Origin of the sequence: Paracoccus seriniphilus (genome assembly GCF_028553745.1) — a bacterium.
In the GTDB taxonomy this organism is placed as follows: Bacteria; Pseudomonadota; Alphaproteobacteria; order Rhodobacterales; family Rhodobacteraceae; genus Paracoccus; species Paracoccus seriniphilus.
The window spans coordinates 887703-908762 of record NZ_CP067129.1; the positions used below are offsets into that span (position 1 = coordinate 887703).

At 62.0% G+C, this 21060-nt stretch carries 20 protein-coding genes; 11 read left to right on the plus strand and 9 right to left on the minus strand.

The genetic code is table 11. The annotated features are described in order from the left end of the window. The first annotated feature begins 288 nt into the window (after positions 1-288). From JHW44_RS04360 to JHW44_RS04380, 5 genes are all read left to right on the plus strand, one after another. Positions 289-1089: a glycoside hydrolase family 25 protein gene (locus JHW44_RS04360; RefSeq protein WP_089343241.1), complete on the plus strand. Its 801-nt coding sequence runs from the start codon at positions 289-291 to the stop codon at positions 1087-1089. Continuing rightward, complete coding sequence (locus JHW44_RS04365; RefSeq protein ID WP_089343240.1) at positions 1062-1721, plus strand: CPBP family intramembrane glutamic endopeptidase; 660 nt, start codon at positions 1062-1064, stop codon at positions 1719-1721. Before JHW44_RS04360 ends, JHW44_RS04365 begins: the two co-directional genes overlap by 28 nt. A gap of 60 nt (positions 1722-1781) precedes the next feature. Continuing rightward, positions 1782-3557 (plus strand): aspartate--tRNA ligase, encoded by a 1776-nt coding sequence (gene aspS / locus JHW44_RS04370; RefSeq protein ID WP_089343312.1) that lies wholly within the window; start codon positions 1782-1784, stop codon positions 3555-3557. A gap of 71 nt (positions 3558-3628) precedes the next feature. Continuing rightward, the gene (locus JHW44_RS04375; RefSeq protein WP_089343239.1) at positions 3629-4999 is read left to right on the plus strand and encodes a DUF1800 domain-containing protein; all 1371 of its coding nucleotides are present in this window, start codon (positions 3629-3631) and stop codon (positions 4997-4999) included. A gap of 4 nt (positions 5000-5003) precedes the next feature. After that, complete coding sequence (locus JHW44_RS04380; RefSeq protein WP_089343238.1) at positions 5004-6182, plus strand: DUF1501 domain-containing protein; 1179 nt, start codon at positions 5004-5006, stop codon at positions 6180-6182. 12 nt (positions 6183-6194) lie between these two features. Here the strand turns inward: JHW44_RS04380 and JHW44_RS04385 are convergent, their stop codons facing one another. Then, positions 6195-6929: a response regulator gene (locus JHW44_RS04385; protein ID WP_419182510.1), complete on the minus strand. Its 735-nt coding sequence runs from the start codon at positions 6927-6929 to the stop codon at positions 6195-6197. A 132-nt stretch (positions 6930-7061) separates the two neighbouring features. Between JHW44_RS04385 and mce the strand changes: the two genes are divergently transcribed. Both mce and JHW44_RS04395 read left to right on the plus strand, forming a co-directional pair. Next, positions 7062-7466 (plus strand): methylmalonyl-CoA epimerase, encoded by a 405-nt coding sequence (gene mce, locus JHW44_RS04390; protein WP_089343236.1) that lies wholly within the window; start codon positions 7062-7064, stop codon positions 7464-7466. Continuing rightward, positions 7466-7735, plus strand: a complete 270-nt coding sequence (locus tag JHW44_RS04395) for a DUF1467 family protein (protein ID WP_089343235.1) — start codon at positions 7466-7468, stop codon at positions 7733-7735. The genes mce and JHW44_RS04395 overlap by 1 nt, the downstream gene beginning before the upstream one ends. On the opposite strand, the gene JHW44_RS04400 is transcribed toward JHW44_RS04395, so the two are convergent. Beyond that, positions 7692-8408 (minus strand): EI24 domain-containing protein, encoded by a 717-nt coding sequence (locus tag JHW44_RS04400; RefSeq protein ID WP_089343234.1) that lies wholly within the window; start codon positions 8406-8408, stop codon positions 7692-7694. The genes JHW44_RS04395 and JHW44_RS04400 overlap by 44 nt on opposite strands. Then, a complete protein-coding gene (locus JHW44_RS04405; RefSeq protein WP_089343233.1) occupies positions 8405-8977 on the minus strand; it encodes a nitroreductase family protein in 573 nt (190 codons plus the stop codon). The genes JHW44_RS04400 and JHW44_RS04405 overlap by 4 nt, the downstream gene beginning before the upstream one ends. 106 nt (positions 8978-9083) lie before the next feature. On the opposite strand from JHW44_RS04405, the gene JHW44_RS04410 reads away from it, so the two are divergent. Then, positions 9084-9332, plus strand: coding sequence for a DUF167 domain-containing protein (locus JHW44_RS04410; protein ID WP_089343311.1), 249 nt, complete (start codon positions 9084-9086; stop codon positions 9330-9332). Here the strand turns inward: JHW44_RS04410 and JHW44_RS04415 are convergent. Further along, positions 9329-9577, minus strand: coding sequence for a hypothetical protein (locus tag JHW44_RS04415; protein ID WP_089343232.1), 249 nt, complete (start codon positions 9575-9577; stop codon positions 9329-9331). The genes JHW44_RS04410 and JHW44_RS04415 overlap by 4 nt on opposite strands. Before the next feature lie 142 nt (positions 9578-9719). On the opposite strand from JHW44_RS04415, the gene JHW44_RS04420 reads away from it, so the two are divergent. Further along, positions 9720-10487, plus strand: coding sequence for a M48 family metalloprotease (locus tag JHW44_RS04420; protein ID WP_089343231.1), 768 nt, complete (start codon positions 9720-9722; stop codon positions 10485-10487). Between the two features lie 406 nt (positions 10488-10893). Beyond that, complete coding sequence (locus JHW44_RS04425) at positions 10894-11277, plus strand: hypothetical protein (RefSeq protein WP_089343230.1); 384 nt, start codon at positions 10894-10896, stop codon at positions 11275-11277. Positions 11278-11316: 39 nt separating this feature from the next. Here the strand turns inward: JHW44_RS04425 and ilvN are convergent, their stop codons facing one another. The 3 genes from ilvN to JHW44_RS04440 form a co-directional block, all read right to left on the minus strand. Next, the gene (gene ilvN / locus JHW44_RS04430) at positions 11317-11877 is read right to left on the minus strand and encodes an acetolactate synthase small subunit (RefSeq protein ID WP_089343229.1); all 561 of its coding nucleotides are present in this window, start codon (positions 11875-11877) and stop codon (positions 11317-11319) included. Positions 11878-11944: 67 nt separating this feature from the next. Next, on the minus strand, positions 11945-13699 hold the full coding sequence (locus tag JHW44_RS04435) for an acetolactate synthase 3 large subunit (RefSeq protein ID WP_179217637.1): 1755 nt from the start codon (positions 13697-13699) through the stop codon (positions 11945-11947). A 152-nt stretch (positions 13700-13851) separates the two neighbouring features. Further along, positions 13852-14691 (minus strand): arginyltransferase, encoded by an 840-nt coding sequence (locus JHW44_RS04440; protein ID WP_089343310.1) that lies wholly within the window; start codon positions 14689-14691, stop codon positions 13852-13854. A gap of 197 nt (positions 14692-14888) precedes the next feature. Between JHW44_RS04440 and JHW44_RS04445 the strand changes: the two genes are divergently transcribed. Further along, positions 14889-17687: a [protein-PII] uridylyltransferase family protein gene (locus JHW44_RS04445; RefSeq protein WP_089343227.1), complete on the plus strand. Its 2799-nt coding sequence runs from the start codon at positions 14889-14891 to the stop codon at positions 17685-17687. On the opposite strand, the gene JHW44_RS04450 is transcribed toward JHW44_RS04445, so the two are convergent. Next, complete coding sequence (locus tag JHW44_RS04450; protein ID WP_089343226.1) at positions 17684-19768, minus strand: glycosyltransferase family 2 protein; 2085 nt, start codon at positions 19766-19768, stop codon at positions 17684-17686. The genes JHW44_RS04445 and JHW44_RS04450 overlap by 4 nt on opposite strands. A 79-nt stretch (positions 19769-19847) precedes the next feature. Continuing rightward, positions 19848-20996 (minus strand): glutamine-hydrolyzing carbamoyl-phosphate synthase small subunit, encoded by a 1149-nt coding sequence (gene carA / locus JHW44_RS04455; RefSeq protein ID WP_089343225.1) that lies wholly within the window; start codon positions 20994-20996, stop codon positions 19848-19850. Positions 20997-21060 lie beyond the last annotated feature (64 nt).

Here is a 21060-nt window from a genome sequence, read left to right on the forward strand (position 1 = left end):
GTTGATATCGGGCGGCTGTCCATCTTGGTCGGGTCCTGCCTTGCAACTTGCGGAAACGGTCTGCTGTTCGATCCGGCGCCAGGCTATGGCGATCTGGTGAAGAATTCATGACAGAGATCGGCCCCGCTTGCCAAGTTCCATGGCGGATTTCTGCAGCAGGTGTGGATGAATCCGACTTCCTGACGCCTTCGTGACCGGTGCGGCACGGTGACTTTTCTTCACGCCTTTGCGATACATTCATCAAGCCGACAGAGAACATGCGGCGGGCAAACAAGATATGGGGCAGTGATGCGATATCTCTGGAAGATCGTCTGGGGCATGATGCTGGTGTTGGCAGTGGCCTGTTCACGCACCCCTCCGCAGAGCGGCGGAGGCGGTGGCAGCCGGGGCTATATTGCCGGTACCGTGCCGCAACTGGGCGACAACAAGCCCCATGAATGGCGCAATGGGCATCCCTACAACCACCAGGTCCATGGGATCGACATGTCGCGCTGGCAGGGCGATGTCGATTGGGCGCGGGTGCGCGCGGCGGGGATCAGCTTTGCCTTCATCAAGGCGACCGAGGGCGGCGATCACAGCGATCCGTCATTCCAGCGCTATTGGCGCGAGGCCGCCGCTGCCCGCATTCCGCGCGGCGCCTATCACTATTTCTATTTCTGCCGCACGGGGGCCGAGCAGGCCAATTGGTTCATTCGCCATGTCCCGCGCGAGGTCGGCTCGTTGCCGCCGGTGCTGGATCTGGAGTGGACACATTCCAAGACCTGCCCGCGCCGTCCCCCGCCTGCCGAGGTCAAGCGTGAGGCATCGCGTTTCCTGGATATCGTCGGTCGCCATTATGGCCAGCGTCCGATCGTCTATACGACCGTCGATTTCTATCGCGACAACGATCTTGGCGATCTGCGGGCCGAATTCTGGCTGCGGTCCGTGGCCGATCACCCGCGCGAGACCTATCCGGGCCAGCGTTGGGCGTTCTGGCAATATACCGGCACCGGCTCGGTTCCGGGCATCAAGGGAGACGTGGATCTGAACGCATTTGCCGGCACATCGGCGGATTGGGCACGATGGCTGTCGATTCGCTTGACCCGGTGAGGTCACATCCCTGGCTGATGGTCGAATTTGTGGCGCTCTATATCGGGGCGCCACTGGCCATCGCGCTGTTTCTGCCGCCCCAGAGGATGTTCGCAGCGTTGTTCCTGTTTTCGATTGCCGGGATGGTTCTGCTGTGGCGCACCGGCGGGTTCCGCTGGGGCAAGCTGATCCGCGGCAGGCGGATTCCCTGGTTTGAGGTCGCCGGCATCGCCGCAGCGACACTCATTTCAGGTGTGGTGATCATGTGGCTGATGCAGCCTCAGGGGCTGTTTGCCATCCTGCGCGAGCGCCCGGAATTCCTGCTGCTGATATGGCTGCTCTACCCGATCCTGTCGGCGTTGCCGCAAGAGCTGATCTTTCGGGCGCTGTTCTTTCACCGCTATGGCGTATTGCTGCCGCGGGGAAAGGCGGCAATCGCGGTGAACGCGGCGGTCTTTTCCTTTGCCCACCTGATGTATTGGTCGTGGGTGGTGGCCTTGCTGACCTTTGCGGGCGGTTGGTTCTTTGGCCGCGCCTATCTGCGTCATGGCTTTCCGGCGGCGTGGTTGTTGCATGCGGTGGCGGGAAATATCCTGTTTGCGGTGGGCATGGGCTATTATTTCTACAGCGGGAATGTCCTGCGCCCCTTCTGACCGGTTGACTTCCCGCCTGCGGCGCTGTTGATGCGGGGGCTGAACAACTGGGGATCGATCATGCACGCCTATCGCAGCCATACCTGCGGCGATCTGACAGCCGCCAATGCCGGTGAAACCATCCGTTTGTCGGGCTGGGTCCATCGGGTCCGTGACCACGGGGGCGTTCTGTTCGTCGATCTTCGCGACCACTATGGCATGACTCAGGTTCTGGCCGACAGTGACAGCCCGGCCTTCGCCGCGATGGAAAAACTGCGCGCCGAAACCGTCATCCGCATCGACGGGCGCGTCAAGCTGCGCGATGAAGCGCTGGTCAACCCCAAGCTGCCCACCGGCGAGATCGAGGTCTATGCGACCGATCTCGAGGTGCTGGGCGCAGCGGACGAACTGCCCCTGCCGGTCTTCGGTGATCAGGAATACCCGGAAGAAACGCGTCTGACCTATCGCTTTCTGGACCTGCGCCGCGAAACGCTGCACAACAACATCATGCTGCGCAGCAAGGTGATCCAGTCGATCCGCCGGCGCATGTGGGACCGCGAGTTCACCGAATTCCAGACCCCGATCATCACCGCCTCCAGCCCCGAGGGCGCGCGCGACTTTCTGGTGCCGTCGCGTCTGCATCCGGGCAAGTTCTACGCCCTGCCGCAGGCACCGCAGCAGTTCAAGCAGCTGATCATGGTTGCGGGTTTTGACAAATACTTCCAGATCGCGCCCTGTTTCCGCGACGAGGACCCACGTGCGGATCGCAGCCCGACCGATTTCTACCAGCTGGACATGGAAATGTCCTTCGTGTCGCAGGATGACGTTTTCCAGGCGGTGCAGCCGGTCATTCAGGGCATCTTCGAGGAATTCGGCGGTGGACGGCGTGTCGATACCGACTGGCCGCGCATCCCCTATGCCGAGGCGATGCTCAAATATGGCAGCGACAAGCCCGACCTGCGCAACCCGATCGAAATGCAGGTCGTCAGCGAACATTTCCGTGGCTCCGGCTTTGCGATCTTTGCCAAGCTGCTGGAGCAGGAAGGCACCGAGATCCGCGCCATTCCCGCCCCGACGGGCGGCAGCCGCAAATTTGCCGACCGCATGAATGCCTTTGCCCAGCAACAGGGTTTGCCCGGCATGGGCTATATCCTGTGGCGCAAGGCAGCGGATGGCAGCACCGAGGCCGCGGGTCCGGTCGCCAAGAATATCGGTCCCGAACGGACCGAGGCGATCCGCCAGCAACTGGGACTGGGCGAGGGCGACGCAGCCTTCTTCCTGGGGGGCAAACCCGAGAACTTCGAGGCCGTCGCCGGGCGTGCGCGCAATGAAATCGGCCGTGAACTGGGTCTGACGGATGAGAACCAGTTCAAATTCGCCTGGATCGTCGATTTCCCGATGTACGAAAAGGACGACGAGGGACGGATCGATTTCAGCCATAACCCGTTCTCGATGCCGCAGGGCGGTCTGGAGGCGCTGAACGGAGATCCGCTGGCCGTCAAGGGCTATCAATATGATCTGGCCTGTAACGGCTATGAGTTGGTGTCGGGCGCGATCCGGAACCACAAGCCGGAAATCATGTTCAAGGCCTTCGAACTTGCCGGCTATGGCAAGGAAGAGGTCGAGAAGCGTTTCGGCGGCATGGTCAAGGCATTCCGCTATGGCGCGCCGCCCCACGGTGGCTGTGCAGCCGGGATCGACCGGATCGTGATGTTGCTGGCCGATGAGGCCAATATCCGCGAAGTCATCATGTTCCCGATGAACCAGCGCGCCGAAGACTTGATGATGGATGCGCCCTCCGAGCCGACAAATGAACAGCTGCGCGAGTTGCGTCTGCGGGTCTTGCCGAAAGAGTGATCTGATATCCGCATTGCCTTGTGCCACATTGCGCCCGACAATCGGGGCGCAATGTGGATGGCAGGGCAGATATGGTCGGATATTCGGAAATCTCGGCAATTCGGCTGGGCTATGGGCTTGGCCCGGGAATCACTGCACCGGCTTCAGCCGCTGAACTGATCGCGGAAATTGCCGCGTCAGCCCCCGATTCGCGCTCGATCTCGATGGAACAGATCGAGGCGTTGCGGCTGGAATATGTCGATATCGTCAGGAAAACCCGCGAAAGCGGCGGTGCTGACCGCAGCGCGATCCAGGCTGCGCGCAAGAAATCCACCCTTATGGCGCGTGTCGCCGATCAGACCCGTCTTGCCCGTGCGGTTGGCGGTGGTGTCGGCTTTGGCGAAAGGCTGGTGCAGTTCTGGGCCGACCATTTCACGGTGACCGGCGGCAGCAATGCCTTCAACGCCGCCATGGCCTCGGCCCTTGTCGAAGAGGCCATTCGCCCGCATCTGACCGGCAGCTTTGCCGATATGATGTATGCCGCGGAAACGCATCCCCGTATGCTGACCTATCTCAATCAGGTGCGCTCGTTCGGGCCACATTCGGTCGCGGCGCGCAAACGTCCGGACAAGAATCTGGGCCTGAACGAAAATCTGGCCCGCGAGATGATCGAACTGCACAGTCTGGGAGTGGACGCCGATTACACCCAGAAGGATGTGCGCCAGCTTGCCAAGCTGTTGACCGGTCTGACCTATAATTTCCGCGATCAACGCCGCTTTCGCCCGACCATGGCCGAGCCCGGCCCCGAAACCGTTTTGGGCCACAGCTATGGCGTCAGCCGCTGGGGAAGTATCCGCGATGTGCGCGCAGTGATCGAGGATCTTGCGCGTCACCCAGCCACGGCGAATCACATCGCGCGCAAGCTGGCGGTGCATTTCGTGGCCGATGATCCACCGCAGAATCTGGTTGAACGACTGGCCGTCATCTTTCGCGAGACCGAGGGCAATCTTTCGGCCTTGTATGACGAACTGGCCCGGGCGCCGGAACTGACGGGCCATTTTCGCGCCAAGGTTCGGCAGCCCTTCGATTTCGTCGTTGCGGCCCTGCGGGCCGTGGGGGTGGGCCATGACGAGATCATGGCGCTGCCGCCCCAACAGCTGATTGCCCGCGTCATTCGCCCGATGACGGCGATGGGTCAGAAATGGCAGATGCCGCGCGGGCCCGATGGCTGGCCCGAAGCCGCAGAGGCATGGGCCACGCCACAAGGGCTGGCCGCGCGGATCGACTGGTCGACGCGGCAGTTACCCAAGCTGGTCGGGCCGCTGCCGGACCCGCGGAAGATGCTGCAGGACTGTCTGGCCGATACGGCATCAGAACCTTTGGCATGGGCGGTGCCCAAGGCGGAAACTGCGCTGGAAGGACTTGGGGTCGTCCTGGGTTCCGCCGATTTCAACAGGAGATAGGCTGATGCTGTCGCGTCGTGCTTTCATCAAATCGACCGCGCTGCTGGGCTGTTCCGCCGCCGCGCATCCGCTGTTGTCAACCATCGCCTTTGCCGAGGCACCGGGCGAGAATCGTCTGGTCGTCATCATCCTGCGCGGGGCGATGGACGGGATGGATGCATTTCAGCCCTATGGCGACCCCAACCTGCGCAAGCTGCGCCGGAAACTGTCGCTGGGGCCGGATCAGGGCGCGCTTGATCTGGACGGGTTCTTCGCGTTGCACCCTGATATGGCGGGGCTGATGCCGCTGTGGCAGGCAGGCGAGCTTGCCTTTGCCCCTGCGGTCTCGACCCCTTATCGCGACAAGCGCAGCCATTTCGATGGGCAGGACATGCTTGAAGCGGGAACCGGCACTGATCTGAACCTGATCCAGCAACGCGATGGCTGGCTGAACCGCCTGTTGCAGAACATGCCGGGAGTGCAATCGGAAACCGCCTATTCGGTCGGGCTGGAGGATATGAAAATCCTCGATGGTCCGGCACCGGCCAAAAGCTGGGCGCCGCAGACCCGGTTCCGCCTTGGTGCGCAGGGGCAAAGATTGCTGCAGCATGTCTGGCATGACGATCCGCTGTTTCGCGCGGCGGGAGAGCAGGCGATCGAGATTGTCTCCAGCGGTGTCGGAACCGTGAAGGAAGAGGGAGGCCCGACCCGTGACGCCCGCGCGTTGGCTAGGTTTTCGGCGGATCGCCTGAATGGTGCCACGCGGATCGCGACATTCTCGATTTCGGGCTGGGACAGCCATGCCAATCAGGGCCGCGTCATCGGTCGGGCGATGAATCGCCTTTCTGATGCCATTCTGACCCTGCGCGACGGCTTGGGAAAGAACTGGCAGCGCACCACGGTTCTGGCGATGACCGAATTCGGGCGGACCGTGCGCGAAAACGGCAGCGGTGGCACCGATCACGGCACCGGCGGGGCGATGCTGATGGCCGGGGGGGCCTTGCGTGGCCGGCGGGCCTATGGCGGCTGGCCGGGGCTGGCCGAGCAGGATCTCTATGCCGATCGCGATCTGATGCCGCTGCGCGATATCCGTGCCTATGCGGCATGGGCCCTGCATGACCTGTTCGCCGTGTCGCGCGATGTGCTGGAGCAAAGCGTATTCCCGCAGCTGGACATGGGCGACAATCCGCGTTTCCTTGCCTGATGCGGGGCAGGTCTACATTCCGGCGACATTGGCAAGGCGGTCGCGGACCATGCTGCTGATCCGTGCCAGATCTGCGGCCAGGGCATGACCGGCCTGATGGTCGCGGGCCAGGGCGGTTGCGGCGGCCTCCAGCGCCGGGTCATGGGCAGAACGTGCCACTCCGGCCAGAAAGCGCGCAATGTAATCGATCGCGCCTGTGTCATGGGCATTGCCCAGAATTTCCGCGACATGGGCCAGATCGTCACGCAGGCCCGAGGCATCGGGCTGTACGACATCATCGGACAGAAGTCGCACGCCCGGCAACCGCGATTCAGGGGGCAGGCCGGACAGAATCGCCTGCTGGAATACCGCAAGGCTTTCCACCGGTTTGCTCAGAAAGCCATTGGCGCCGGCCGCAAGTGCAACCTCTTCCAGCGAGGGATCGCCGGAGATACCCAGAACCACCGGGACAGGTGGGACCGAACGGGAAATCTGTGCGATCAGATCTGCGCCATTGCCGTCGGGCAACCCCAGATCGACGATCACCACGGTGGGACGATAGGTCTTCAGATGCCGCGCCGCCGAGCGCAGACAGTCGGCCCGCCGAATCCGCGCGCCCGAGCGCAGGCACAACAGCCTGACCGCCTCGCTCGCGAAGCGCGAATCCTCGACCACCAGGACTGTCAGTCCGACCAATGGGCGCCCCGGCAGGGACATGCGCCACATCGGCAAGGCCTCTTTCGCAGTATTCCCGAGTTCGGTGTGCATGTTCCGTCCCCCGTCTTGCTTGGTTTCATGGCCAGTTAGCCCGTGATTCTCTAAGAACGGGTTAATGCGTGACAAGCTGTCCCTTTTGCTTTGCCCGCGAAACGCCTAGAAAAGTCCCAAATGGAGGCTGTGATGATCGGACGACTCAATCACGTTGCTATCGCCGTTCCCGACCTGCAGGCGGCGGTTGCGCAATATGAAAATACGCTTGGCGCAAAGGTTCGTCCGGCGCAGGATGAACCCGATCATGGCGTGACGGTCGTCTTCATCGACCTGCCCAACACCAAGATCGAGCTGCTGTATCCCCTGGGCGATGACAGCCCTATCAAGGGATTCCTCGACAAGAATCCCTCGGGCGGCATTCATCACATGTGCTTTGAGGTCGAAGATATCCTTGCCGCGCGCGACAAGCTGAAATCCGAGGGCGCCCGCGTTCTGGGCTCGGGCGAGCCCAGGATCGGCGCCCATGGCAAGCCGGTCCTGTTCCTGCATCCCAAGGATTTCAACGGCTGTCTGATCGAACTGGAGCAGGTCTGATGAACCTTACCGGCGGAATCGTTCTTTATGCCGTGCTGTGGTTCCTGACGCTGTTCGTCGTCATGCCCTTTGGTCAGCGCAGCCAGCAGGATGCCGGAGAGATCGTGCCCGGCACGCATGCCGGCGCGCCGGCCGATCTGCCCGTGAAACGCAAGGTGATCCTGACGACGCTGATCTCTTCCGTGCTTTGGTCGATTATCGCCGGAATCATCCTTGGCGGCTTTGTTACCCGCGCCGATATCGAGGGTCTTGATCAGATATTCCGCTGATCATGTGAAACAGATGGGTGAATGCGGCGGCGGCCAGCAATGGCACCGCAATGTTCACGAAGGGGATCGTCAGCCCGACAGCCACCAGCGCACCTGCCATCGTCACGCGGGTTGCATAGGTGCGCCTCAAGGCGGTGGCCTGTGTTTCCTTCAGATGGCGGCGGGCGGCCATCTGAAAGAACTCGCGCCCCAACAGCCAGCCATTGGCCCCATAGAACAGCACCGGCGACAGCGGGCCCAGAACCGGCGACAGGATCAGGGTCAGGATGCCGACCCCGATCACGGCGAGCATGACCGCCAGAGATTCCAGCAATCCGTCCAGAAAATCCAGCGGTTGGCCTCGGTGGTTGGGATAGTGGATCTCTTCCACCGCATCGGCGACGCGCTCGGCAAACAGCCCGGAAAAGCCCGCCGCGACCGGTGCCATCAGGAAGAATCCCAGAACCGGAAACAGCGCCAGAGAGCCCCAGGACAGGGCATGACCGATGTCGATCTCGCCCAGCCATGGCAGCGACAGATTGCCCGAGGCAAAATACCGGATCAGCCAGAAGGTCGCAGCCTGCAGCGCGATGAACAGCGCGATGGTCAGGCCAATGCCGGTCAGCACCAATGTCAGGATCCGCGGGCGCAGCAAATCCGCCCAGCCAGAGGCCAATGCGCGAATGACGGTCATGCCAACCAGGTCGTCTTGGTGTCCAGATCGGGGCGGGGCCGTTCGGGCGGTGTCTCGCCGCGCGTGCCAATATGGATCAGCCCGGCAACGCGTTCGTGTTCGGCCAGACCCAGATGAGCCTGTCCGAAGCCCTTGTTCGCTGCAGCATGGCCGGTCAGCCAGGCCGCGCCCCAGCCCGAGGCCAGCGCCGCATTCACAAGGCCAAGGCAGACTGCGCCCGCAGACAGGAACTGTTCCCATTCGGGAATTTTCGGGCTGTCTACCGGCGACGAGATCACCGCAACCACCAGCGGAGAGGCAAAGGCCGAGGCGGCTTTTTCTGCGGCGGCGGCGTCCTGTCCCGATGCCAGCACCTCTTGCCGAAGGATCGGCGCCAGTCGGTCCAATGTCTCGCGTTGCAGGACCACGAAGCGCCAGGGCTCAAGCTTGCCGTGATCAGGCACCCGCGCGGCCAGCTTCAGCAACTGCATGATCTCGCTGCGGTCGGGTGCGGGGCCGGTCAAGAGCTTGGGCGGATGCGAGCGGCGCTGTGCCAGGAATTTCAGGGCGTCCGGGTTGCGGTGGTCCATGCATGTCTCCTGTATCTGATCGCTGCGGCGGTTGTCTCAGAGGGCAGGGGAGAGCACAAGGCAAAGCCTCTTGCGTTCCCGACCCCGCGCGGGGCAAATTGCCGGCATGACCGACCTGACCCATCTGGCAAAACCCGGCACGCAGATCCCCGTGCGCGCGACCCCGCAGGCGGGGCGCAACGAAATCCGTGTCGAGGACGGTCAGATCCGCATCTATGTCACGGTCACGCCCGAAAAGGGCAAGGCCAATGAACGTATCCGAAAGCTGCTTGCCAAGGCGCTGGGGATCGCCAAGTCAAGACTGGTGCTGATGCGGGGCGAAACCTCGCGCGACAAGCTGTTTCGCGTCGATTAACCCTTGGACAGGTCGAGGCGATAGTTGCCCTCGGGCAGGTTCAGCGCCAGCCGCAGCTCGGTCAACTGATGCATCGTGAAGGAGATGCGCGAGACCTGATCGGTTTTCGGGTCCATCTGTTCCAGAACGACACGGTCATCGAAGGAAAGGATGACGATATCTTCGTTCAGCGGGCGGGAATTCGGCTCGACCTCGTCGATCAATGTGATGACGGTGGCATCGAAGTCATGTTCGATGGTGAACATCGCAATCTCCTTTTTGTTCCCTCGACATTCGCCTGAACCGGGCGGCACGGCAAGGCAACAGGGTTTGCGCCCCCCCTCTGGGCCGGTTAAACAGGGCAAAAGGTCGTGATGAATGCGACCCATCGCATGTCATGAGGCGGGAATGAGCAACAGCATCTTGGCTCGCATTTGTGCGGCGACCGTGCTGGTCGGCGCCTTGGCTCTGACGGCCTGTACCCCGGTTCCGGTGGAGCCGACGCAGGATCGTGCTTCGGCGCCGGTGACAGAGCGCGCGCCCGTCATGGAAAATGACGGCACGCCGGAAAGCACTGCGCGCACATTCATCAGCGTCATGAGCCGCATGGAACCCGCCGTCGAGCGCGAATGCCGGCAGCGGCGGACCCAGCCGATCAACTGTGACTTCCTCTTCGTCATCGATGACCGGCCGGGGCAGGAACCCAATGCCTATCAGACCGTGGATGAAACCGGCCGCCCGATCATCGCCTTGACCCTGTCCCTGATCGCGGCCACGCGGAATGGGGATGAAATCGCCTTTGTCGTGGGCCATGAGGCCAGCCACCACGTGCTGAACCATCTGGACCGCAAGGCAGGGGCTGCAGCCGTCGGGGCAGAGATTCTGGGCAGCATCGCCTCGGTCTATGGCGGCGATGAAGATGCCATCGAAACGGCACAGCGTATCGGGGCCTCGGTGGGATCGCGCTATTATTCCAAGGAATGGGAGCTGCAGGCTGACTACCTTGGTGCGATCATGGCGCTTAACGCGGGATATGATCCGGTGCATGGGGCGCAGTTCTTTGCCCGCATTCCCGATCCCGGCGATCATATCCTGGGCACCCACCCCTCTCGGGCTGCCCGGATAGCCCAGGTCCAACGGGCCGTGGAAGACGTTCGCAACGGTCGGGTGTATTGAGCCGATGGGCGGCACCCTCTGGCGCGCAGGCATGGCCTGCCGCCTGAGATTCACGGGTTCCAACCAGTGCCTGCGGCCGAATGTCCTTAAGCGGATTTCCGCCCATTGAGGCGGTAATCCGCTTGAAAATCGTCATGAAAGTTTTGGGTTTACAGGCTTGCTCTGTTGCATTTTGGTCGCATTCCCTGCCCGGCTCCAGAAAAGTTTTCAAATATTTATTAATTAACAGGCATTTATGGTGGTTGCGTGGCGCCGGTTGCGCAATTTGCGCAATTTTGCCTATAAGGGTGTTGAAAAATGCTGGATCATGAGCGGATTTTTGCTTTACTGCATTTACAGCGTACATAAATACCGCATCGGTCCCAGTAACCCGATCGTGTTGAATCGACTATCGAGAGAGGTGCCCATGATCGGGGTTATTGTCTGGAGCAGTTCAGAGCGTGAAAAAGCCGTCATATGGTGCGAAGACCATGCCTCTCTTGCCTATTTGCAGGGCCGGGTCGATTTCGCCGAGGCGGCGGACTGGCCTGAACCGGGCGATCTGGTCGAACTGAATTCCGAAATCGTCGGAAAACTGCGTTTCGCGCGGCAGGTTTGCGTGCTGCAGGACCGGGCCTGTCCGGATCTGCCCGATATGCTGAACCGCGCGGCCGAGACATCCGCGGCGGATCAGGCGCAGCCAAAGGAATGCCATCTGCGCGTGGTCTCGCGTCAGGAAGATGTTGGCCCATCCCGCCGGACCTCTGCAGCGCAAGGCGCGCCTGTGCGCAGTTTGTGCGCCGGGCACTAGCCGCCCGACGTCCAATGCCATGATGGCGGCCGTCGCCGCTCAGGCACCGCGCGCCAGAGCCGCCACGCCGGTCCGCGCCAGATCCGAGAGACCCAGCGGTCGCATGAGATCGGCAAAAGCATCCAGCTTGGATGATGTTCCGACCAGTTCGAACACAAAGCTTTCCAGCGTCGAATCAACGACATTCGCCCGGAAAATCTCGGCGATCCGCAGCGCCTCGACACGCTTGTCACCCTGTCCCGCGACCTTGAACAGTCCCAGTTCACGCTCGACCGAAGGGCCTTCGACCGTCAGATCGTGCACTTCGTGAACGGGAACGATTCGTCCAAGCTGTGCCTTGATCTGTTCGATGATCGCGGGTGTGCCGCGGGTGACGACGGTGATGCGTGACTGATGTCCCGCGTGATCGACCTCGGCAACCGTCAGGCTGTCGATGTTGTAGCCGCGCCCGGAAAACAGGCCGATGACCCGGGCCAGAACGCCGGGTTCGTTTTCAACCATGACCGCCAGCGTGTGACGTTCTTCATATTCGGCATTGGGGTCGCGCAGGTCATAAGCCGAGTGGCTGGACGCGCCCTTCTGGATGTTCAGTGCATTCATGTTCTGCCCCTAACTGATGGTGCATCGGGAAATTGATCTGCGGGGGACGGCCCCCCGCAGGAGGTCGTCAGACCAGAACCGCGCCTTCGGACTGAATCGCTCCCTGGGTTTCGGCGTCGCCCAGCAGCATTTCGTTATGCGGTTTGCCCGAGGGGATCATCGGGAAGCAGTTTTCATGCTTTTCGACCAGAACATCCAGGATGAAGGGGCCATCGTAGTCGATCATTTCCTGGATCGCGGCGTCCAGATCCTTGGGGTCACGAACCTGCGCGCCCTTGCAGCCAAAGGCTTCGGCCAGCTTGATGAAATCGGGCAGGCTGTCCGACCAGCTTTGGCTATAGCGTTCACCATGCAGCAATTGCTGCCATTGGCGGACCATGCCCAGACGTTCGTTGTTCAGGATGAACTGCTTGACCGGCAGGCGGAACTGCACGGCCGTGCCCATTTCCTGCATGTTCATCAGCCAACTGGCGTCACCCGCGACATTGATGACCAGGGCTTCGGGATGCGCCATCTGCACGCCGATCGATGCCGGCAGCCCATAGCCCATCGTTCCCAGGCCGCCCGAGGTCATCCAGTGATTCGGTTCGTCAAAGCCCAGGAATTGCGCCGCCCACATCTGATGCTGGCCGACCTCGGTGGTGACATAGCGGTCATGTCCCTTGGTCAGGGCCTCAAGGCGCTGCAGCGCATGCTGGGGCTTGATGATCGTATCGCTGTTGCGGAAGAACAGGCAGTTCTTGGACTTCCAGCCCTCGATCTGTTCCCACCATTTGCCAAGCGCCGCCTTGTTGGTCTTGCGTCCGCGCGATTTCCACACCTTCAGCAGGTCTTCCAGAACATGGCCGACATCGCCAACGATGGGCAGATCGACATGGATGACCTTGTTGATCGACGAAGGATCGATGTCGATATGCGCCTTGACCGAGCCGGGGCTGAAATCCGCGATGCGCCCGGTTATGCGGTCGTCGAAACGCGCGCCGATATTGATCATCAGGTCACAGCCATGCATGGCCAGATTGGCCTCATACAGACCGTGCATGCCCAGCATCCCGATCCAGTTCGGACCCGAGGCCGGATAGGCGCCCAGCCCCATCAGGGTCGAGGTCACTGGAATGCCGGTCGCATCGGCCAGTTCGCGCAGCAGCTGGCTGGCACCCGGCCCGGAATTGATCACACCGCCGCCGGTATACAGGATCGGGCGTTCGGCCTGTTCGATCATTTCGACAAGGCGGGTAATCGCATTGATGTCGCCCTTGCGCACCGGCTGATAGCGGCCCGTCTCGACCTGCTTGGGGCCGACGTATTCGGCAGTTGCGAACTGAACATCCTTGGGGATGTCGATCAGAACCGGTCCGGGGCGGCCGGATGTGGCGACCTGGAAACCCTTGTGGATCGTTTCCGACAGCTTGCTGGTGTCCTTCACCAGCCAGTTGTGCTTGGTGCAGGGGCGGGTGATGCCGACGGTATCGGCCTCCTGAAAGCCATCTGTGCCGATCATGAAGGTCGGAACCTGTCCCGACAGCACCACGAGCGGGATCGAATCCAGCAGGGCATCGGTCAGCCCGGTCACGGCGTTGGTCGCTCCCGGCCCTGATGTCACCAGAACAACCCCGGGCTTGCCGGTGGCGCGGGCATAACCCTCGGCCATATGCACCGCACCCTGTTCGTGACGCACCAACACATGAGTGATGTCGTTCTGCTGGAATATCTCGTCGTAGATGGGTAGGACCGCCCCGCCCGGATAGCCGAATACGGTATCGACGCCCTGATCGCGCAGCGCTTCGACCACCATTCTTGCACCCGTCATCATTCGGGACATCTTTTCCACTCCATCTTGTCTCATTTCACCGGCCGGTGTCGGACCCGGTGTCGGCGCAAATTATGGAGGGTGTCAGGTATGGTCAATGGGGTGTGTCGGATAAAATGACGCAGTGGGGCAAAATATTGTAATTTTCTTTCGCGACTTTCGGTCTATCGGTTGAATTGTGGCAGGGCGATCCGCGCTACCTGCTCGACGATCGGATCGACGGACAGCGGATGAGACTCATTTGAATGGGACTCGGGGTCGCCGATATCCTGCCAGACCCCGCCCTTGTAGATTTCCAGCGCAGAGAAGCGCGCCTTGTAATCCATCTTGCGGCTGCCCGGCACCCAATAGCCCAGATAGACATAGGGCAGTTTGGCCGCCCGTGCGATCTCTATATGATCCAGGATCAGATAGGTGCCCAGGCTCGCCGCGCTCATGGTCGTATCGTAAAAGCTGTAGACAAGGCTCAGCCCGTCATCCAGCACATCGGTCAGACAGACGGCGGCCAGATGATCCACGTCTTCGGTGCCGTTTCCGGCCTGTTGCGCGTTGCCGCGATATTCGATGACGCGGGTCTTGACGGGCGTTTCCTCGATCATCGCGGCGAACTCGAAGATATCCATATCGGCCATGCCGCCATCGGCATGGCGATTGTCCAGATACTGGCGGAACAGATCATATTGTTCCTCGGTTGCCCAGGCGCTGGTGGCCAGCCGGCGGATCGACCGGTTGCGCCGCAGCAGGCGGCGCTGCGTGCGGCTGGGCCTGAAATCGGCGACCCGGATGCGCGCCGACATGCAGGCGACACAGCTTTCGCAACTGGGCCGGTAAAGCACGTTCTGGGATCTGCGGAATCCCTGCCGCGACAGGGCATTGTTCAACTCGACTGCGTTCTCTCCGTGCAGCGCCGTGAACAATTTGCGTTCGGCGCGGCCATGCAGATAGGGGCATGGCTGCGGCGCGGTCACATAGAATTGTGGCGCATGGGGCAGCGTATGGCGCATCAGATGCACCTCGCGCGGCGATTGAACAGGTCACATTTCATCATGCGTGCGCTTACGGGTCCGGGATCGCCTCTGTTGAACTGGATCAAAGCCTAGCAACGAAACCGCCATGCGCCAAGCGCCGAAAGCGTCAATTGATCACGAGTGGGGTGTCGTGCTCCGTTGACGGCGCAACGGCTTTGTCTAGTGTGACGAACATGAAATTCGCAGATGCCATCACCCGCCTTCCCCTGCTGCTGGATCAGGACCGTGTCAGCCATATCCGCGACATCTTCGCCGGTATGCCCGTGCCGCTGGTCGACCTGCTGGCCGCGACTGCAAGCTGCAGCCCCTATCTGTCGGGCCTGATCGAGAAAGAGGCCGACTGGCTGCGTGACGGCGGGCTGGAACATGAGGATGCGGTCGCCGCTGCGACCGAAGGTTTCGAAACGCTGCAGGCCGCCGCGCTTGGCGAGGAACTGCGACGGGCGAAGCGTCGGGTTGCCTTGCATGCGGCGCTGGCCGATCTGGGCGGGGTCTGGCCGCTGGAGCGCGTGACGGGGGCGCTGTCCGATCTGGCCGACAGGGCGGTGGATCTGGCGCTGCGGGTGCATGTCGCGCATGAAAAACGCCGCGGCAAGCTGCCCGAGAGTGATTCCGATGCTGCGGGCCTGTTCGTGCTGGCTATGGGCAAGGGCGGCGCCCGAGAACTGAACTACAGTTCGGATATCGACCTGATCGTGTTCTACGATGACAGCGCCTATGCGCCCGAAGATCAGCAAGAGGCCCGCGCCGCGCTGATTCGCGCGACGCGCAAGATGGCGGCAACCCTGTCGGATGTGACCGGCCATGGCTATGTTTTTCGCACCGATCTGCGCCTGCGGCCCGATGCGGCGGTCACCCCAGTCTGCATTTCGGCCTCGGCGGCGCTGTCCTATTACGAGGCTGATGGCCGCACATGGGAACGCGCGGCCTTCATCAAGGCACGTGCTGCCGCTGGCAATATCGAGGCCGGACAGCGTTTTCTGCAGGAGCTGCGGCCTTTCGTCTGGCGCAAGCATCTGGATTTCGCCGCGATTCAGGACGCGCATGACATGCGGTTGCGCATCCGCGATCACAAGGGGCTGGGCGGCAGGCTGGAAATTCCCGGCCACAACATGAAGCTGGGGCGCGGCGGCATTCGCGAGATCGAATTCTTTACCCAGACCCGGCAGTTGATCGCGGGCGGGCGCGACCCGGATCTGCGCTGTCGGGATACCGTAGGCGGGCTGAAGGCTCTGGCGGCGAAGGGCTGGGTTCCGGCACCGGTCGCGGAGGAATTGATCGACCATTACCGTCAGCATCGCGATATCGAACATCGTATCCAGATGGTGAATGATGCCCAGACCCATAACCTGCCCAAGGATCCTTCGGGGTTGAAAGTGATTGCCGCGATGCTGGGACAGGCGGATGAACAGGCCTGGTGCGATGGGCTCAAGTCGCGGCTGGAGCGGGTGCATGAACTGACCGAGTCCTTCTTTGCCCCCGGAGAAGAGGCCGATCGGCCGGAAATGTCACCTGCAGCGCAGGAAATCATCGACCGCTGGCCGGGCTATCCGGCGCTGCGATCCGCGCGTGCGCAGGAAATCTTCAAACGGGTCGAGCCCGAGCTTCTGAAACGCATGGCCCGCGCGGGTCATCCCGATGATGCCTTGCAGCGCTTTGACGGCTTTCTGGCCGGATTGCCCGCCGGCGTGCAGTTGTTTTCCCTGTTCGAGGCCAATCCGCAGCTGATCGAACTGATCGTCGATATCTGCGGCACCGCCCCCGGCCTTGCGACCTATCTTTCGCGTCATTCCTCGGTGCTGGACGCGGTTCTGGGCGGCAGCTTCTTTTCACCCTGGCCGGGGGCGGCGGGGCTGCGTGAAAATCTGCAGTCGGTCTTGCAGGGCGCGATCGCCAGCCCGAATGGCGGCTATGAAAAGGCCCTGGATGAAGCCCGGCGTTGGGCGCATGAATGGCATTTCCGGATTGGCGTGCATCATCTGCGTGGCCTGATCGACGCGGATGAGGCCGGCGTGCAATATGCCGATCTGGCCGATGCCTGCGTGGCGGCGCTGTTTCCGGTGACGGCGGCGGAATTCGCACGTCGGCATGGTACCTGTCCGGGGCGCGGGGCGGTGGTTCTGGGCATGGGGTCACTTGGTGCGCGGACGCTGAATGCGACGTCGGACCTCGATCTGATCGTGATCTATGATGCCGATGGCGCGGATGGATCCGAAGGTGCCAAGCCCCTGGCGTCGCGCCCCTATTACGCGCGGCTGACGCAGGCGCTGATCACGGCCGTTTCCGCGCTGACGGCCGAAGGGCGCCTGTATGAGGTGGACATGCGGCTGCGCCCCTCGGGCCGGCAGGGGCCGGTGGCCACCTCGGTGCAGAGCTTTGAAAATTATCAACTCATCGAGGCATGGACATGGGAGCATCTGGCCCTGACCCGTGCCCGTGTGATCGTCGGTGTCGGCGAAGACGGTGGGCAACTGGCCGAGCAGGTCGAGAAGCTGCGGACGGATGTGTTGCGCCAGCGCGGGACCGATTCGCGCGTGATGCCTGATCTGGCAGCCATGCGGGACAGGATCTTCGCGGCCAAGTCGCCCGACGGTCTCTGGGAGGCGAAGATCGGTCCCGGTCGTCTGCAGGATATAGATCTGATCGCGCAATCCTGCGCCCTGCGCACGGGAGAGGCGGCGCGGGGCACCTTGGCGCAATTGCGGGCCGGACGGCGCGCCGGATTGCTGGAAAAGCCGGAATACGATGTTCTGAGTTCGACATTCCGGCTCCTGTGGCGCTTGCATGCTTCGGGGCGATTGTTGACTGAAGGGCCGTTGTCCACCGATGAAATTGGTCGGGGCGGACAGGAATTTCTGCTGCGCGAAACGTCATGCGATGATCTGGCGGCCTTGCGCGAGGCGCTGGAGGGCGCCACGCGCAAGGCGGCAGAGGTGATCGCGGGCCGGTTGCCTGACGGGCCAGCACATTAGCCCGCCCGTGCGATTCGCCCGGTGGTGTGACTGCCGCTTGATGCCAGGGCCGGAAAGGTCTTTGGCTCGGACAGGTCGGAAAGCCCCGTGTCATTGATCGGGCCAAAGGTCGGCAAGACGATGGTTCCGGGGATCTGGACTGGCTGTTCTTCGCTGTCGGTCGCGTCATAGATACCATGGGCCGTCTTGTCCCAGTAGAAGGGCTTGGCAATGATTTCGTGGATCGCCTTCCAGCCCGCGAAACAGCCCAGAGGGAAATAGACATGCAATGTCGGCACCCATGGCAGCAGATGGCGATGCTTGGTGCCCCGCACTGCATATAGGCCGATGATCAGACCGATCATTTCCGAAGTGAGGAACAGGACAATTAGCGCCGTGATCGCATGGCCTCCGGTCAAGGGCTCCAGAGTATCGCTGACCGGATGGGCCAACCCAAGTGCCAGCAGCCAGAAGCTCCACAGCATTGGTGCAAGCAGATATTGGGTCAACATCGCAAGAAACTGGACCTGAAAGCCGATGAATCGCCTTGGTCCCAGTTCCTGCCAAAGCCGAGCAGGATGGCGCATATGCACCCCCCAGGTCAGGGCGAAGCCCTTCAGCCAGCGCGAGCGTTGCCTGATCCAGGGCAGGACGCGGCAATTGGCCTCTTCATCGGTGGTTGTTTCGACAATCTCGGTCCGCCATCCGCGCCGCGCCAGGCGCACACCCAGATCGGCATCTTCAGTGACATTCCAAGCATCCCAGGCATCCACGTCATCCAGCGCCTCGCGCCGGAAAAAGCAGGTGGTGCCACCCAGCGGCACGACGAGGCCCAGGCGCGCGATCCCCGGCAGCAACACACGGAACCAGGCCGCATATTCCACTGTGAAACAGCGGGCCAGCCAGTTCGTGCGTGGGTTATAATAGTCCAGAGCCCCCTGAATGCAGCCGGTTTCCGGAGCGGCAAAATGGAAATGCCGCGCGATTCGGTGCAGTTGGTCCGGGTCGGGCCGGTCTTCGGCGTCCCAGATGCCGACGATCTGGCCGTGGCAGAAATTCAAAGCGTAGTTCAGCGCCCGCGGCTTGGTCTTGATCGGGCCGTCGGGCACCTCGACCACGCGAATCCAGTGGGGCAAGGCGGTCCTGCCCAAGGCGTCAAGCGTGATGGCATCGCTTTCTTCGACCGCCAGGACGATATCGGTCAGTTCGCGCGGATAGCTGAGCCGGGACAGTCGTGCGACCAATCGGCCCGCGACATCGCTTTCCTCGAACAGCGGCACGATGACCGAGATGACGGGTAGGGGGGCATTCATCTCTTTCGCGCCGGAATGTCCGGGCAGATCGATATTCCCTGCCTTGCTGCGCACGGTCGCCCATAGCGTGCAAAGAAATGCCGTCAGCTTCAGTCCGGTCTGGGCGATCAGCCCGATCGTGACGATTCCCGTCAGCAGGGCGAAGGTCCAAGAAGGATAAAACCACAACGCCGACGCCAATGCGGCAACAAGCAGGACCGCGATTCGGCCAATCAACGCCTCGTTCCGGCTGCGACAGCTGTCGGCTGCGGGCACACGCATTTCGGCGGCACGAATCATGTGGCCCCGGCGCGTCGAAAGTATCGCGTCACGAATCTGTTCTTCGCTGCACAGGAGCATGCGAATGCGACCCAATTCCTCCGGCAGGTGCGGGCGCAGATCCTCGAATGTTTCGGGATGCGCGGTTGCCACCCATGTGGTGCCGCCGATTCGTCGCCAGGGCAGAATGCCATGAGACAGGCAGAACTCGACACCGACGATGTCGATCAACCGCGGATCGACGGGTGTTTGCGCGGGATCCAGCATCGAGGTGCGCCACTGCCGCGAGAGCGCGCGCGTCAGCGCCTGAGGCGTGACCCAGCCATGTGTCAGCAGGATTTTTCCAAGCCGGACATTCTGGCGCTGTCGCATGACAATGGCCTTGAGCAGATTGCCGGCATCGACCGCGCCATCTTCAACAAGGATCTTCCCGAGCGGCGACATGTTTCGCGCCGCCATCGTGGAAGGCGCGGATGTCGGGCGCGGGGGGGGCCGCCTCTGGGCGATGATATCGCGAGCCTGATTTGCCATGGGCGTGTCCTTTTCGGGATCGCCCAAGGCTTGGCACAGGATCGGTTAACAACCGGTTAAACGATCGGGACTCGTGAGTTCAGCTGCGGCGCGCCTGCATCGAATCGGCGAAGCGGCGGAACAGATACATGCTGTCCTGCGGCCCCGGCGCGGCTTCGGGGTGATATTGCACCGAGAAGACGGGCTTGTCTTCAACCCGCAAACCGCAATTGCTGCCGTCGAAAAGGCTGACATGGGTTTCCAGAACACCCTCGGGCAGACTTTGCGCATCCACCGCGAATCCGTGGTTCATCGAGGTGATTTCGACCTTGCCGGTTTCATTGTCGCGCACCGGGTGGTTGGCACCGTGATGGCCGTGGCCCATCTTCACGGTCTTGGCCCCCAGCGCCAGCGCCAGCATCTGATGGCCCAGGCAAATGCCAAAGATCGGAAGGTCACGCGACAGCAGTTCCTGAATCATCGGCACTGCATATTGACCCGTTGCAGCCGGATCTCCGGGACCGTTGGACAGGAAGACACCTTCGGGTTCATGCGCCAGGATTTCATCGGCCGTCGCGGTGGCGGGCAGGACGGTGACATCTGCACCATGTGTCACCAGCGAGCGCAGGATATTGCGCTTGGCGCCGTAATCCAGGGCGACGACCTTGAAAGGCTTGTCCTGCGTGGCACCGCCGAAACCCGACTGCCACTCCCAATTGCCTTCCTCCCAGCGATAGCTTTGCGCGCAGCTGACCTCTTTGGCCAGATCCAGCCCGACCAGCCCCGGCCAGTCGCGGGCCTTGGCAACCATGGCCTCGATGTCGAAATTGCCGTCGGGGTCATGGGCCAGAACGACGTGAGGCGCACCTTGCTGACGAATGGCGCGGGTCAGGCGACGGGTGTCGACCCCGCCCATGCCGATGCGGCCGCGCCGCTCCATCCAGTCGGTCAGTTCGGAAGCCGAGCGCCAGTTGGACGGCTCGGTCGGGTCCCAGCGCACGATGATTCCGCTGGCGACAGGATCCTGCGCCTCGTCATCCTCGGGCGTGACGCCGGTATTGCCGATATGGGGGAATGTGAAGGTCACGACCTGACTGGCGTAGGAGGGATCCGTCATGATCTCCTGATAGCCGGTCATGGCCGTATTGAAGACTAGTTCGGCCACCACCTCTCCGGCAGCTCCGAAACCCTGCCCGTAGAATACTGTTCCGTCAGCAAGCGCTAGGCAGGCGGTCGGTTTTGTGGCCATGTCGGCACCTCTGTCTGAAATCAGCCGGTGAATAGGGTCGTAGCGCCCCAAGGTCAAGACACGC